We start from the raw sequence: 13,486 nt of genomic DNA, 5'->3' as shown, positions 1-13,486 counted from the left end.
ATCCCATGAGCCGCAGCATCGTCCCCGACCTCCGCCTCAAGAAGGTCTGGTTCCTCACCGGCAGTCAGGGTCTCTACGGCGAGGAGACTCTCCGTCAGGTCGCCGAGCAGTCGCAGGCCGTCGCGCGGGGACTCGCCGAGTCGTCCGACATCCCCGTCACCGTCGAGTGGAAGCCCGTGCTCACCGACAGCGCGTCGATCCGCCGCGCGATGCTCGACGTCAACGCGGACGACGACGTGATCGGCATCGTCGTCTGGATGCACACCTTCTCCCCCGCGAAGATGTGGATCGCCGGGCTCGACGCCCTGCAGAAGCCGCTCCTGCACCTGCACACGCAGGCCAACGTCGACCTCCCCTGGGGCGAGATCGACTTCGACTTCATGAACCTCAACCAGGCCGCGCACGGCGACCGCGAGTTCGGGTACATCGAGACCCGTCTCGGCATCCCGCGCACGACCGTGGTCGGTCATGTCTCCGATCCCTCGGTCACCGCGCGCGTCGGCGCGTGGACGCGAGCCGCCGCCGGACGCGACGCCACCCGGGGCCTGCGCCTCGCGCGTTTCGGCGACAACATGCGCTACGTCGCGGTGACCGAGGGCGACAAGACCGAAGCCGAGCTGCGCCTCGGCGTGCAGGTCAACACGTGGGGCGTCAACGAGCTCGTGGATGCCGTGGGTCGCGTCGGTTCGTCGGCGATCGACGAGCTCGTGGCCGAGTACCTCGACCTCTACGACGTGGTGCCGTCGCTCGTGCCCGGCGGCGACCGCCACGAGTCGCTGCGCGAGGGCGCCCGCATCGAGGCGGGGCTGCGCGGCTTCCTCGAGGAGGGCGGCTTCTCGGCCTTCACCGACTCGTTCGAAGACCTCGGCGCGCTGCGCCAACTGCCCGGGCTGGCCGTGCAGCGGCTCATGGCCGACGGCTACGGCTTCGGCGCGGAGGGCGACTGGAAGACCGCCGTGCTCGTGCGCACCGCCGCCGTGATGGGCGCGGGACTCCCCGGCGGGGCGTCGCTCATGGAGGACTACACGTACCACCTGGAGCCCGGCAACGAACTCATCCTCGGGGCACACATGCTCGAGGTCTCGCCCTCGCTGACCACCTCACGGCCGTCGCTGGAGATCCACCCCCTCGGCATCGGCGGCAAGGACGACCCCGTGCGGCTGGTCTTCACCGCCGACCCGGGTCCGGCGCTCGTCGTCGCGCTCTCCGACCTGCGCGACCGCTTCCGCCTGGTCGCGAACGTCGTCGACAACGTGCCGCTGCCCGCGCCGATGCCGAAGCTGCCCGTCGGTCGCGCGGTGTGGAAGCCGCGCCCCGACTTCCGCACCTCGGCGACCGCGTGGCTCACCGCCGGTGCCGCCCACCACACCGTCATGACGACCCAGGTGGGCGTCGAGGTGTTCCGCGACTTCGCGAAGATGTCGGGCATCGAGCTGCTCGTGATCGACGAGTCGACCACGACCGGCGGGTTCGAGAACGAGGTGCGCTGGAACGCCGCCTACCACCGGCTCGCGCAGGGGCTGTAGGGCGGGCACCGGACCCGCACCCCGTGATCGGGGGGACGCCGACGCCCGCGGGCCGGGGCTAGGGTCGCACTCGGGGGTGGGTCGTCGTGCAGACGATACAAGATGTGGCGCGCCGCGAGGCCATCGCGGGGTACCGCGTGCTCACCGAGCCGACGGCCGACCTCGACGGACTCGTCTGGCTCGCGGCGACGCTCTGCGACGTGCCGAAGGCCGTCATCAACATCATCGACGACCGCTTTCAGCATCAGATCGCGGCGTTCGGCTTCGCGGCCGATGTCTGCAGTCGCGAGGACTCGATGTGCGCGAAGGTGTTCGAGGGGGCGCGGCAGGTGGTGGTCGCGGACGCCCGGGACGACACCCGCTTCGCGGCCAACCCGTTCGTCACAGGAGTGATCGCCGACGTGCGGTTCTATGCGTCAACTCCTCTCATCACCCCGGCAGGCCTGCCGATCGGCACCCTGTGCGTGTTCGACGACGCCACGTCCGACCTGTCCTCCGAGCGACGTCGCGGCCTGGAGGTGCTCGCCGAGCAGGTGGTCGACGCGCTGGAATTGCGGAGGATCGCCCGCGACCTGCGCCACTCCAACGAACGCCTCGAGTCGTTCGCCGGCCAGATCGGCCACGACCTGCGCAACCCGCTCACGGCGATCGCGGGATTCATCGAGCTCGCCACCCTGGACCCTCGGCTCGCCGACGCCCCGCACGCGGCTCACGCCCTCGAACGCGCCGACGCCGCCACCACCCGGATGGAGGCGATGATCGCCGACCTCCTCGACTTCGCCCGACTCGGAGGTTCGCAGCCCCGCCACGACCTCCTCGACCTCAGCGAGGTCGTTGCGGCGGTCATCGACGACCTCGACGCGGCGATCACGGCGAGCGGCGCTCAGGTGACCGGCGCGCTCGACGCCCGGGCGGTGGGCGACGCGACCCTGGTGCGGGCGCTCCTGCAGAACCTGGTCGCGAACGCGATCAAGTTCAGCGCCGCGTCGGGCGTCGTGCCGCGCGTCGACATCCGGTCGACGTCGATCGAGGGCGGCTGCCGGATCACCGTCGACGACAACGGCCCCGGCATCCCTCTCGAGCACCGCGACCTCGTGTTCGCCCTCATGGAGCGCGGCGCCGCCGGTGACGTCCCCGGACTGGGAATCGGACTGTCGACCTGTCGGCGCATCGTCGAGTCCCACGGGGGCAGCATCGGCGTCGAGGACTCCCCGTGGGGCGGCGCCCGCATCTGGGTCGCCCTTCCGGGGGTCTGACCGCGAGCCCCGGCATGCAGAAGGCCCCGGTCTTCCGACCGGGGCCTTCTTCTTGTTGTCCTGGCTCAACTCAAGACCAACACCCTTGTGGAGGACTCGGGATCAGAACGGCGCCAACGCGCCAAGCCATCACGCCGTCGCGTCAGCGTCAGCCTGGCGGGCGAGGTGCTGTCGCTCTACGAGTCGGGGCTGAGTACACGCGATATTGCGCGACGCACCGGACTCGGAAAGACCACCGTTCTCGCCAAGTTGCGCGAGGCGGGAGCCGAACTACGTCCGAGGGGTGGGCGATAGCGTCCAGGCGTGCACTCGCGCGTTCATTCCGTGGGGCATTGCCGCTCGGCTGCCTCCTGGTACTCGGGTACCGGTCTGGCTGCCGCCTCGGCAGCGCTATCCGCGGGTCCGTTTTCCCGGATATCGGAGATCAGCCAGTCCATCTCGAAAATCTCGCGGCGTTGCGCTTCGCTGATCTCGACAGCGAGTTCACACACGCGGATATCGGTGTTCTGGAATCGCTCTGACCTTGTGATCGCGAGCGAGTGGTGCGGGATCATCGAGTTCATGAAGCCGACATCATCCACGAGGATCTGACTGCGATCTAGCCAGATACCTCCCGCTAGCACAATGGCGCTGGCGGTGACGACGGCGATGTTCGCCTTCGTGCTCTTGTACATCTTGAGCATCCAGGCGATCATGACGAGCCCCATAGCACCGCCCATAGTGAGGGCCATGAAGATGCGGCTCTCACTCAGGCGGATGTGGCTCCACGCGTAGGAGCCGACGAACATAGTCGCGTACATGACGACCATTCCGGTCAGGATCATGGCGGCGAACCGCAGATACATGCTCAGTGTGGAGTGGCCTCGGTCGTGCTTCTGCGTGCCGTCATCGCGGCGATCCTCATGGATCGCACCGCCGCTGTGTTCGTGTTCCTGCATAACTGTTCCTCGTTCCCGTCAAGTCACTTCGACCGGTCCCGTGGCACCGAGGCTCAGTAGAAAGTTGCGCTGAACACCGATGCTTGCTGGGCAGTAGTACGCCAGCCCGGGAGTAATCGGCCGGGTTTTCACCCTTCCAGTAGGTACATCACAGAGTGGCGAGCAGCTCCAGGCAAGCCTGTTCGCACCGTCGGCAGGCATCCGCGCACACGCGGCAGTGCTCGTGCATGTCGGCATGCTGTTCGCACTCGTCGGCGCACGCCTTGCAAGCGGCTGCGCAGGCCTCCAGCGCAGCTCGAGTGATGTTCGCGTCATAACCGGTGTGCCGTGACAGCACTCGGGCCGTCGCTTCGCAGAGGTCCGCGCAATCGAGGTTGGTTCGGATGCACTTCCTCAGATCGGCGACCATCTCTTCGCTGAGACATGCGTCTGCACAGGCGGTGCACGCCTGTGCGCATTCCATACATGCCTCGATGCAGCGCACCAGCGCAGCCGTGTCCACACCTCCGAGATCGGCTGGATAGGTCCGCAGCATGTCTTCGGTCACAGTCAAAGTTCTCTCCTTCTCATAGCGTCCCGAGCGGCCACGGTAAGCACGCATACGCACCGCACGCGAGGGGTTGCGCCTGAAGGGTTGGAGTGAGTCGGCCGCTCCTCCACCCTTCCAGCAGCGCAACCCGGAGACTTCACATTGATACCCCGGGAGGGTATACTGGATACATAAACCCCCTATGGGTATGGAGGAACTGTGCCACACGAACATGACCACACGTCTGCCGCTGCACTGAGCGCACCTGATGAAGCCCTCGCGGTCTGCCCAGTGATGCCGAAAAACGTCGTGGTGAAGGAAGATGCTGAGGCCGCCGGCTTCTACCGCGACTACGGCGGCGAGCGCTACTGGCTCTGCTGCGCAGGCTGCGGCCCACGGTTCGACGCCGATCCTGAGCGGTTCGTTGCCGCCGCGCGCACCCTGCCGTCACCTCGCGAGGTGCTGGCTCAGCGTGAAGCGTCTTCTGGGAACAGCCACGCTGAGCACGATCACAGCGCGGCGGACCACGCCCATCACGACCACGAAGCGCCCGCCGCTGCCGGTCACGATCACGCCAGCCACCAGCACGACGAGCACGCGGCGCACGACCACGGTCACATGGATCACAACACCATGGGCCACGGTGGGCACGCCGGTCATGGCGGCCATGGAGGACATGCGGGTCACGGCGATCACGTTGGCCAATTCCGCCGCCTCTTCTGGATCATGTTGGCCTTCGCTGTGCCAGTGGTGGCGTTCTCGGGCATGTTCTCGATGCTGCTCGGGTACGACCTCCCTGACGTTGCGTGGGTCAACTGGATCTCTCCGGTTCTCGGCACGGTGATGTTCTTCTGGGGTGGCTGGCCGTTCCTGACGGGCGCTGTCTCGGAGGTACGCGCGCTCCGGCCCGGCATGATGCTGCTCATCGGCTTGGCCATCACGGTCGCTTTTGTCGCCTCGCTGGGGGCAAGTCTGGGATTCCTCGACCACGAACTCGATTTCTGGTGGGAACTCGCGCTCCTGATCGTGATCATGCTCCTCGGCCACTGGATCGAGATGCGTTCGCTCGCTCAGACCACCTCCGCTCTCGACTCACTGGCCGCACTGCTGCCCGATGAGGCCGAGGTCGTCGACGGCGACCGCACCCGAACGGTCACGCCCTCTGAGCTCAAGGTCGGCGACGTCGTCGTGGTGCGTCCTGGTGGTCGCGTCCCGGCGGATGGCCGCGTGAGTGCCGGCTCAGCCAGCATGGACGAGTCCATGATCACGGGTGAGTCGAGGACCGTGACCCGCGGCGAGGGAGCGTCGGTTGTGGCCGGCACGATCGCCACCGACTCCTCTATACGTGTCGAGATCACCGCAGTTGGCGACAACACCACGCTCGCCGGTATTCAGCGGCTCGTTTCAGAGGCGCAGAATTCGACGTCCCGGGCGCAGCGCATCGCTGATCGGGCGGCGGCTTGGCTGTTCTGGTTCGCCCTCGGCGCCGGTGTCATCACGGTCATCGTCTGGAGCCTGGTGGGGCTGCCCGACGAGGCGATCATCCGCACCATCACCGTGCTCGTCATCGCTTGCCCGCACGCACTGGGCCTTGCCATCCCGCTAGTCGTCTCGATCGCGACGGAACGCGCGGCTCGCGGCGGCGTGCTCGTGAAGGACCGCTTGGCTCTTGAAAGCATGCGGACCGTTGACACGATCCTGTTCGACAAGACCGGCACGCTGACGAAGGGTGAACCGACCATCACGGCGACCGAGGTCGCCGGCCAAATCAGTGAAGACGAACTGCTCGCCCTGGCGGCTGCCGCGGAGGCTGACTCGGAGCATCCGCTCGCTCGGGCGATCGTGCAGTCGGCCCGCGAGCGCGGGCTCACTGTGCGGAGCGCAACGGACTTCACGTCGTCGCCTGCCGTGGGCGTCACGGCCAAGGTCGATGGGAAGACGATTCGTGTCGGCGGACCGAACCTCCTGAGTGAGGAGAAGGCGAGTGAACTACCGATCGCCGATCAGTGGCGTCAGGAGGGTGCGATCATTCTGCACGTCGTGGCCGATGGAAAGGTGATCGGTGCCCTGCGGCTGGCTGATGCCATCCGCGAAGAGTCGCGCCAGGCGGTGGATGCGCTCCACGCGCTCGGTCGCCAGGTCGTCATGATCACCGGTGACGCCGAAGCGGTCGCGAACACCGTCGCGAAGGAACTCGGCATCGACCGCGTCTTCGCGGGCGTCCGTCCGGAGGATAAGTCGGCCAAGGTTCAGCAACTGCAGGCTGAAGGCCGCTCGGTGGCAATGGTCGGCGACGGCGTCAACGACGCTCCGGCGCTTGCGCAGGCGGACGTCGGCATCGCGATCGGTGCAGGCACGGACGTGGCGATCGCTTCGGCGGGCGTCATCCTGGCCAGCTCCGATCCGCGTTCGGTCCTGTCCGTCATCCAACTGTCGAAGGCCTCGTACCGGAAGATGAAGCAGAACCTGTGGTGGGCGGCGGGCTACAACCTGCTGTCGGTCCCGCTGGCGGCCGGTGTTCTCGCGCCGATCGGTTTCATCCTGCCGATGTCGGTTGGGGCGATCCTGATGTCGCTGTCGACCATCGTCGTGGCCCTGAACGCCCAGCTGCTGCGTCGTCTCGACCTGCGGCCGGAGACCAGTGCGCGCGAGATTCTCGGCGCGGTGGTGGAAGAGAAGAAGGAGCCGGTCAATGTCGGATAGCCACGCGCATCACGGCTACATCTCCGATAAGGAGAAGTACCTCGCGCGCCTCAAGCGGATCGAAGGTCAGGCCCGCGGCATCCACCGCATGGTCGATGAGGAGCAGTACTGCATCGACATCCTGACGCAGATCTCGGCACTGACCAGCGCACTTCAGGGAGTCGCCATTGGGCTACTCGACGACCACTTGAAGCACTGCGTGACGGACGCGGTGCAGTCAGGTGGTGACATCGCGGAAGCCAAATTGAACGAGGCAACTCAGGCCATCGCTCGTCTGGTCCGTTCGTAGTACGAGTAGGGGCGCGAGGGCGGAGAAGTCTGCCTTCGCGCCTCGACTTGTTCGGTCGAGGACTAAGTAACCCCACTCTCGTGGAAGGAGGGATACATGAACAAACGAATAGCAATCATCGCGGCCGTTGTCGTACTCGTCGGGCTCGCCGGTGTCGGGCTCGTCGCCTGGCAGAACCGCGGCGGGCAGCATAACGAGCGGGACGAAGCGTTCGCAGCCAACATGGTGCCGCATCACCAGGGCGCCGTTGAGATGGCCGACATGCTGCTTGCCAAGGACGGCGTGCCAAGCGACGTTCGAGCGCTCGCAGAACGCATCAAACAGCCGCAGCAGCCTGAGATCGATCAGATGAACGGGTGGCTTGATGCCTGGGGCGTCGACAGCATGACCGGGCACGGCGGCCACACCATGATCATGCCGGGCATGATGAGCGACGCCGACATGGAGGCACTGCGCACCGCCGAGGACACTGAAGCAGCGCGGCTGTTCCTCGAGGGCATGATCACCCACCACAAGGGAGCCATCGATATGGCGCGGGTCGAAGTCGAGGGAGGCGTCAACGCAGATGCCGTCGCACTCGCGAAGAAGGTTATTGCGGATCAAACCGCTGAGATCGCTGCGATGGAGCGGCTACTCGAGGACCTCTAATTTCTCGTTGCAACCACCGCTCACGGTGCTGCCCATAGGACCGACCACGACTGGCCCATATCGACGCTCAGGACCACCCCGCGTTGATCCGCCACGATGATGTCACCGCTCGCGGACATCACCATCAACGCTGCCGGATCGCCTTCGACTGACCCGCCTTCGAGCCACGATCCACCCGGCTCTTCCTGGTACCAAATGATGCCGGAGACATCGACACCCACCAGCCGCCCATCAGGCACGGCCCCCTCCGCGATGAGATAGAGAGGTGGGGCACCCAGGACGGCGGCGAAGGTGGCACCATCGTCGCTGCTGACGACGAGCCCTTCGGCTGTCGTCGCGTAGAGCACGGGGCTGCCCTCGGGAGTGAGCAGATCCCGGGCCAGGAGTGTGCTGACCTGTTGCCACGTCGCACCGCCATCATCGGACCGGTGCAACATCTCCCCCGCGAGGCCGAAAACGCGACTCGGGCGCGCCGCGCTCACGGCGAGCGAGTGGAAGTCTGCCTCGCCCGCGAGCGCGACTTGACTCCATGACTGTGCGCCGTCCGTGCTCTTTAGGAGCCCAAGGTTTGGTCCTGCGAACTCGGCTGGGGTCGCGGGACCAGGGTGGCCAGATAGATAGGCAGTGCCACCCGCCACCGTCAGTCCCATCGCGTCGAACGTCAGTCCGCCAACCGGACCTTCGACGGCCTCGCTCCGCACGTCGAGTCGAAATATCCCGGCGTGCGTTGCAACGAGGACGGCATCGTCCGCCGGATCGAAAGCCAGCTCATGGATATGTTCAGCGGCGGCCGTCGGGGGCGCTACGGGCGGGCTCGCCGCACAGCCGCCGAGCACGAGTAGGGCGCCGAGAAGCACAATGCCTCGCACCAACGTCCTGGGGGTCATCAGTCATCCAATCGATTGCATCGCAAGTAGCGCTCCGATCGCCACCAGGGCGAGGAGCAGAGCGCAGAGCAGTAAGAGCGCCGCGTGGCGCGATTCATTCATGAGCAAGCGAAGGAGGGAGGCGGCAGACGGTGCCGCCTCCCTCCTTTCGACTTACAACTGGGCCAGCAGGTCCTGCATCTCGGCGATCTCCGCCGTCTGGTCGTCGACGATCTTCTGCGCCAGTTCGAGAGCCTGGGGGTTCTGACCATTCTCGATTTGCTGCTGCGCCATATCGATCGCGCCCTGGTGGTGCTGGATCATCTGCTCAAGGAACAGCGACGAGGCTTCCGGTCCCGAGGCTTGCCCCAGCGCGGCCATGTCGTCGTCGGACATCATGCCGCCGCCGCTGTGGTCCATGCCCTCCATCCCGTTCATGTCTTCGGGCATCTCCAAACCCCAGGCATCGAGGAATCCCAGCATCTGGTCGATCTCGGGGTCCTGCGCTGCCTTGATCGCCTCGGCGAGCTCAACGACGCGCGCGTCAACACCCTCCTTCGCGAGCAGCATGTCTGACATCTCAATGGCTTGCTCATGGTGAGCGATCATCTCCATCGCGAACGTCTCATCCGCGCTGTTGAACTCAGCACTCACTGAGTCGGTGGGCGCGCTGGTGTTGCCGTCCGAGCCGTGATCCATGCCTTCCATGTCGCCGCTCATGCCCGAGCAGCCGGCGAGGACAAGGAGGAGGGCAGCGGCGCTCGTTGCGAGCGCATAGGTACGAAACTTCATGGTGATTCTTTCCTTCATTAGTCGTGCGTGATTAGGTGCGCGGCGTTCAGCGCGCGCAAGAGGCGAGCGGCGTCGGGCGCCGCGAATCACGTTCGACTGATGGAAAGAGCGATGAGGGACGGTGGGCGAAGCGGAGCACGAGAGCCGACCCACGATTCGAACCGCTGTTGCAGGCGGTCTCGCAACCTGGCGAGACTCTCGGCGGGAGGGATGGTGAGCGCGAAGACGGCAGCGAGGAGCGCGAGGACGCACACCATTGCCATCCCGAGGTGGCCTGCATCACCGCAATCGTCGGCGCAGGCCGCTGTCCCCGGACCGGTATCTCTGAGTGCAGACGGGTGATGGTCCGCAACATTGGCAGACGTTGCCATCGCGCCGCCAGTCGACGCATGACCCGTGTCGATATTGAAGCCGTGCATCGCGACAAGCCCCACGATGACGAGAAGTGCCGCTCCGAGCGAAACGAGGAGGCGACGACGGGCGCGCGAGTGCGTCGTGAACAGTGCGCGCAACGCCTGCATCGGTACCTCCCTCATTACCAGGCTAGACGCCCACTCTGTGCTTGCGCCTGGATGCGAGTGTCACCGGAGGACAACGGAGACATGCCGGCCGGGGCGAACGACGATCGCTCTCCGGGCCCGTCAACCCGCAGCGCTATCGCTCTTCCTGAGAAGTTGCCGTCAGCGCCTCAAGAACGGCTGCACCTTCAAGGCGACTCAGGCGCACATGGTGGAGGACCTGGTCGAGCAGCACTGGTCGACGGTGACGCTGTCATCGGATCGGCTCGACGCGGTGCGCCGCCTGGTGCTGGAACACATGGATACGTTGCTGCCGAATCAAGACCGTGCCGAGGCCGAGGCGAAGCGGTCACTGGCAGACCTCAGCAAACAGAGCGAACGCCTGATGCAGGCCTTCTACGTCGATGCGATCACGCTCGATCACTTGAAGTCCGAGCAGGCGAGGATCAGCAGCGCACGGGCCGAAGCCGAAGCGCTCATCACGCGCAACACCACCGACCGCGGGCTGGTGCTCGAGAAGTTGGACTACCTCTGCGCGCTGCTCGCGCGTCCGATGCGCTACTACGAGAACGCCCCCGACGGGATGCGGCGGGAGTTGAACCAAAGCGTCTTCGATCGGATTTATGTCTTCGACGACGAGATCGTCGGCTCCGATCTCACCGAGCCGGCTCAGCGGCTTCTGTCCGAGAGTCTCGAACTCGATCTCGCTCGCGATCGGAAGAGGGTGCAAACAACGCACGTTAGAACTTCCGACCTTGATCGTCCGACAGAGGTCGGGATTTCCCTCGCCAGAGGTGCGAAGGAGACGGGCCGGAACGTCGCCCAGGACGCCTCACTGACGCGTCTGGGCGCGTTCCTGGCGGTCGAGCGCCCCAGGGGTGAGTTCCCTTGGGAACGAAAGAACCCCGGACCTTTCAAGGTCCGAGGTTCTAACGATCATTTCTTGGTTGACCTTATCCACCTCTGTTCCACAAATTCAGATCTGCCCTTCACCACTGGTCAGTTGCGTGAGATGGCCCAGCCCGGCGCGGAATCTCGGGGCGCGCTGACCTTCGAAGCGCATCAGATCGGCAAGCGTCTGGGCAAAGAGCGACGTACGGACCTGATCCAGCGCTACGAGGCCGGCGAGGCCGCTCAAGCTCTCGCGGATGAGTTCAAGGTTTCGAAGTCAGCACTCCTGGCGCTCCTCCGGAGGCACAACATCGTCGTGAGGCAGCGATCACTCACCCAAGAGCAGATCGCGGTTCTGGTGCGCGGGTACGAGTCTGGCAAGACCGTTGCGCAGCTCGAGGAAGAAGTCGGGATCACACATGGCCCGATTCAACGGGCACTAGTCGCTGCAGGTGTAACGATGCGGCCGAGAGGGCGGCGTCCGTCTATCCAGTGACGGCCTAGGTGGTAACCGGCTTCGAGATTTCCAGAATGTGGCGTGCGCGGTCGTAGAGCTCGTCGTATGTGAGCACGGTGATGTTGTGCAGCTCGCGTCGGTAAAGCTCGAAGGTGCGCTTCTTGATCTCTCGCTCCTTTTCGGAGTCGGCTTCATCGAGCGAACTGGCGTGGCCGATGATCAAAATGACCTTTGGGTTCAGTGTCCGTTGAGTGATGCGGGCGCCGGACTTGGTGAACATGTTCCCGGCGTTCGCGTCGGCGTAGGCCTGGAAGCTCGCGCGTTGTTCGAGGATCTGAGATTGCGCATGAATGAGGTCGCTAGATAGCCGCCACGAGTTCGACCGGTTCTTGATCTGAGACATCAGCGGCGTCTCAGCGGTCTTGATCTCCACCAAGACCGTGTACTCAGTTGAACCCATCAGGAAGTCGATGATCTCTTGGTCGGTGCCTCCGACCGTCGGGCCGCCAACGGTGGCTTCTCGCTGCAGGATGTTCAGGTACTGGTAGTCCAGCCCGTAGCCGAAGATCCACGGGTTCCGTTCGAAGAATCGCTGCCAGACCTTCTCGTCTTTGGTGTCTGTCAGCTGTTGGGCCGTGGCGTACTTCTGAAGGTTGGCCGCTTCAGCTAGGAAGAGCTCAAAGACGCGAAGTTGTCGTCTTCGGACTTCGTGCTGAGCACCGTCAGCGAGACGCCGCAGTAGGCGTGGTTGATTTGACGCAAGATCGGCCCAGAACTCTTCGTCCGGCTGTTTCTCAAGAATCGACGAGATCGATGCCGCCACCGACTTCGAGTTGACGATGAGGATCTCGTCCTTCTTGCCGGAGACGTAACTCTGCTTCCCAAACTTGAGACCGTGCTGTTCGATGTGGCTCTTGAGAATGTCGTACTGCTCGACGACGCGGGAGAGCGCCTCGGTACTCAGCTCGATGTTGGCACCCTCGCCAGACTTGAGCTTTCGGAAGTCGATCTTCTTCGTGTCTTCCCAAGCCTCGTTGCGTCCGCGCTTCTGTTGGATGAGCCAGCCACGAACGCCCTGCGAGCGGACTTCCGCACGGAAGACGGTCCTTGTAAGGGGTCTCATCTACAGTGCGATCCTCTTGTACTACCAAGTCAGGTGTGACTGTTGCGATGTCCGGGCCGACGGTTTCTACTGTGAATTCGTGAACTGCCATGTTGCGTGCGCTCCTATGCCCCCATTATATGATTGATGTTCAATTTCTCTAAGCACTACCGGAATCAAGCGTGGCAGATCCTGTCGTCTCGTTTGCCAGCTCCATGAGAATCCGCGCGATCAGTTGTGCATCCGGCTTGACTCTCGAAACAGGCAGTACCTGCAGCGAGCGATGGTGTTTGCCGAACGACACGAGGCTCGTTTGCTTCGCCTTGTGGTCTTGGATCATGCGGTTGGGTGATCCGTGCTGGTCGGAGAGGAGCGCTGCGTAGGCACGGCCGGCCTGGCTCGGTAGCGACGTGAACTTCTTCGCCATCGCGGCGCGGTACTCGAGCGCTCCCGATCAGACATCCCGACCGTTGGCGCGAAGTAATCGTGAAGATCGTGCTGGGCAGTGCTCGGGAGTACTGCGAAGTCGTTGCCGTCGCTCCGTCCCCAGAGCTCGGTGAGGCGCCGGCGATGATGAAGGTAGGCAGTGTTGGTGAGTCTCGGCATGGGGAGGACTCACTATGAGCCGATCGACTCAGAATGCAAGCACCAGCATCATTGGCCCGGTACATCCGACAGAGGCCTAACGTCGCACAATCAGTGATCCCGAGACAGGATCTCGTGCAGGTCACCACCCCGGCAGGAGACGCGCGAGTGCGGCTCACCCACCTCGCGCCCGCCGCCCGCGCCTCGGACGAGGCGTTCGAACGGGATGCCGTCGCCCGCCTCGCCCCGCGCTTCGACGCTCTCGACCTCGACGAGGTCGCACAACTGGCGGCTTTATGGCCAAGCGCACCGAGCGGGCGTGAACGCGCCCTGCGTGACACGCCGAACGGGGCGGCTCGCACGTGCGAGCCGCCCCGTTCGGTCTT

15 protein-coding genes are annotated in these 13,486 nt (G+C 64.7%); 7 read left to right on the top strand and 8 right to left on the bottom strand.

Features of this window, described 5'->3' with window-relative positions; all coding sequences use genetic code 11:
- The first annotated feature begins 5 nt into the window (after positions 1-5).
- From araA to ACO1X9_RS08455, 3 genes are all read left to right on the top strand, one after another.
- Entirely contained in the window at positions 6-1,526 is a 1,521-nt protein-coding gene (gene araA, locus ACO1X9_RS08465) for an L-arabinose isomerase (RefSeq protein ID WP_486350383.1), read from the top strand.
- Positions 1,527-1,630: 104 nt separating this feature from the next.
- Positions 1,631-2,782, top strand: a complete 1,152-nt coding sequence (locus ACO1X9_RS08460) for a sensor histidine kinase (RefSeq protein WP_486350382.1) — start codon at positions 1,631-1,633, stop codon at positions 2,780-2,782.
- Positions 2,783-2,869: 87 nt separating this feature from the next.
- Positions 2,870-3,076: a helix-turn-helix domain-containing protein gene (locus ACO1X9_RS08455; RefSeq protein ID WP_486350381.1), complete on the top strand. Its 207-nt coding sequence runs from the start codon at positions 2,870-2,872 to the stop codon at positions 3,074-3,076.
- Positions 3,077-3,099: 23 nt separating this feature from the next.
- On the opposite strand, the gene ACO1X9_RS08450 is transcribed toward ACO1X9_RS08455, so the two are convergent.
- Both ACO1X9_RS08450 and ACO1X9_RS08445 read right to left on the bottom strand, forming a co-directional pair.
- A complete protein-coding gene (locus tag ACO1X9_RS08450; protein ID WP_486350380.1) occupies positions 3,100-3,720 on the bottom strand; it encodes a DUF305 domain-containing protein in 621 nt (206 codons plus the stop codon).
- Positions 3,721-3,868: 148 nt separating this feature from the next.
- A complete protein-coding gene (locus tag ACO1X9_RS08445) occupies positions 3,869-4,255 on the bottom strand; it encodes a four-helix bundle copper-binding protein (RefSeq protein ID WP_486350408.1) in 387 nt (128 codons plus the stop codon).
- Between the two features lie 612 nt (positions 4,256-4,867).
- Between ACO1X9_RS08445 and ACO1X9_RS08440 the strand changes: the two genes are divergently transcribed.
- The 3 genes from ACO1X9_RS08440 (at position 4,868) to ACO1X9_RS08430 (ending at position 7,889) form a co-directional block, all read left to right on the top strand.
- Positions 4,868-6,952 (top strand): heavy metal translocating P-type ATPase, encoded by a 2,085-nt coding sequence (locus tag ACO1X9_RS08440; RefSeq protein ID WP_486350407.1) that lies wholly within the window; start codon positions 4,868-4,870, stop codon positions 6,950-6,952.
- Positions 6,942-7,241, top strand: coding sequence for a metal-sensitive transcriptional regulator (locus ACO1X9_RS08435; RefSeq protein ID WP_486350379.1), 300 nt, complete (start codon positions 6,942-6,944; stop codon positions 7,239-7,241). Before ACO1X9_RS08440 ends, ACO1X9_RS08435 begins: the two co-directional genes overlap by 11 nt.
- Positions 7,242-7,337: 96 nt before the next feature.
- Complete coding sequence (locus ACO1X9_RS08430) at positions 7,338-7,889, top strand: DUF305 domain-containing protein (RefSeq protein ID WP_486350378.1); 552 nt, start codon at positions 7,338-7,340, stop codon at positions 7,887-7,889.
- Between the two features lie 20 nt (positions 7,890-7,909).
- Here the strand turns inward: ACO1X9_RS08430 and ACO1X9_RS08425 are convergent, their stop codons facing one another.
- The 3 genes from ACO1X9_RS08425 to ACO1X9_RS08415 form a co-directional block, all read right to left on the bottom strand.
- Positions 7,910-8,776 carry a F510_1955 family glycosylhydrolase gene (locus ACO1X9_RS08425; protein ID WP_486350377.1) on the bottom strand — a complete coding sequence of 289 codons (867 nt, stop codon included), beginning with the start codon at positions 8,774-8,776 and terminating at the stop codon, positions 7,910-7,912.
- A 153-nt stretch (positions 8,777-8,929) separates the two neighbouring features.
- Positions 8,930-9,547 (bottom strand): DUF305 domain-containing protein, encoded by a 618-nt coding sequence (locus ACO1X9_RS08420; protein ID WP_486350376.1) that lies wholly within the window; start codon positions 9,545-9,547, stop codon positions 8,930-8,932.
- A gap of 86 nt (positions 9,548-9,633) precedes the next feature.
- Positions 9,634-10,068 (bottom strand): DUF6153 family protein, encoded by a 435-nt coding sequence (locus ACO1X9_RS08415; RefSeq protein WP_486350375.1) that lies wholly within the window; start codon positions 10,066-10,068, stop codon positions 9,634-9,636.
- Between the two features lie 208 nt (positions 10,069-10,276).
- Between ACO1X9_RS08415 and ACO1X9_RS08410 the strand changes: the two genes are divergently transcribed.
- Positions 10,277-11,452: a helix-turn-helix domain-containing protein gene (locus ACO1X9_RS08410; RefSeq protein WP_486350374.1), complete on the top strand. Its 1,176-nt coding sequence runs from the start codon at positions 10,277-10,279 to the stop codon at positions 11,450-11,452.
- A gap of 4 nt (positions 11,453-11,456) precedes the next feature.
- On the opposite strand, the gene ACO1X9_RS08405 is transcribed toward ACO1X9_RS08410, so the two are convergent.
- The 3 genes from ACO1X9_RS08405 to ACO1X9_RS08395 form a co-directional block, all read right to left on the bottom strand.
- Positions 11,457-12,536, bottom strand: a complete 1,080-nt coding sequence (locus ACO1X9_RS08405) for a Shedu immune nuclease family protein (protein ID WP_486350373.1) — start codon at positions 12,534-12,536, stop codon at positions 11,457-11,459.
- A gap of 139 nt (positions 12,537-12,675) precedes the next feature.
- The gene (locus ACO1X9_RS08400; protein WP_486350372.1) at positions 12,676-12,942 is read right to left on the bottom strand and encodes a hypothetical protein; all 267 of its coding nucleotides are present in this window, start codon (positions 12,940-12,942) and stop codon (positions 12,676-12,678) included.
- 269 nt (positions 12,943-13,211) lie between these two features.
- On the bottom strand, positions 13,212-13,385 hold the full coding sequence (locus tag ACO1X9_RS08395; protein ID WP_486350371.1) for a hypothetical protein: 174 nt from the start codon (positions 13,383-13,385) through the stop codon (positions 13,212-13,214).
- Positions 13,386-13,486 lie beyond the last annotated feature (101 nt).

It is taken from the genome of Pseudolysinimonas sp., from assembly GCF_057350545.1.
This window is presented reverse-complemented; position numbering and strand designations above follow the sequence as displayed.

What these genes read in the sequence shown, in the direction of transcription:
- araA (WP_486350383.1), top strand. Translation starts at nt 6, where the DNA reads ATGAGCCGCAGCATCGTCCCCGACCTCCGCCTCAAGAAGGTCTGGTTC.
- ACO1X9_RS08450 (WP_486350380.1), bottom strand. Translation starts at nt 3,720, where the DNA reads ATGCAGGAACACGAACACAGCGGCGGTGCGATCCATGAGGATCGCCGC.
- ACO1X9_RS08445 (WP_486350408.1), bottom strand. Translation starts at nt 4,255, where the DNA reads ATGCTGCGGACCTATCCAGCCGATCTCGGAGGTGTGGACACGGCTGCG.
- ACO1X9_RS08440 (WP_486350407.1), top strand. Translation starts at nt 4,868, where the DNA reads ATGGATCACAACACCATGGGCCACGGTGGGCACGCCGGTCATGGCGGC.
- ACO1X9_RS08435 (WP_486350379.1), top strand. Translation starts at nt 6,942, where the DNA reads ATGTCGGATAGCCACGCGCATCACGGCTACATCTCCGATAAGGAGAAG.
- ACO1X9_RS08430 (WP_486350378.1), top strand. Translation starts at nt 7,338, where the DNA reads ATGAACAAACGAATAGCAATCATCGCGGCCGTTGTCGTACTCGTCGGG.
- ACO1X9_RS08425 (WP_486350377.1), bottom strand. Translation starts at nt 8,776, where the DNA reads ATGACCCCCAGGACGTTGGTGCGAGGCATTGTGCTTCTCGGCGCCCTA.
- ACO1X9_RS08420 (WP_486350376.1), bottom strand. Translation starts at nt 9,547, where the DNA reads ATGAAGTTTCGTACCTATGCGCTCGCAACGAGCGCCGCTGCCCTCCTC.
- ACO1X9_RS08415 (WP_486350375.1), bottom strand. Translation starts at nt 10,068, where the DNA reads ATGCAGGCGTTGCGCGCACTGTTCACGACGCACTCGCGCGCCCGTCGT.
- ACO1X9_RS08405 (WP_486350373.1), bottom strand. Translation starts at nt 12,536, where the DNA reads ATGAGACCCCTTACAAGGACCGTCTTCCGTGCGGAAGTCCGCTCGCAG.
- ACO1X9_RS08400 (WP_486350372.1), bottom strand. Translation starts at nt 12,942, where the DNA reads ATGGCGAAGAAGTTCACGTCGCTACCGAGCCAGGCCGGCCGTGCCTAC.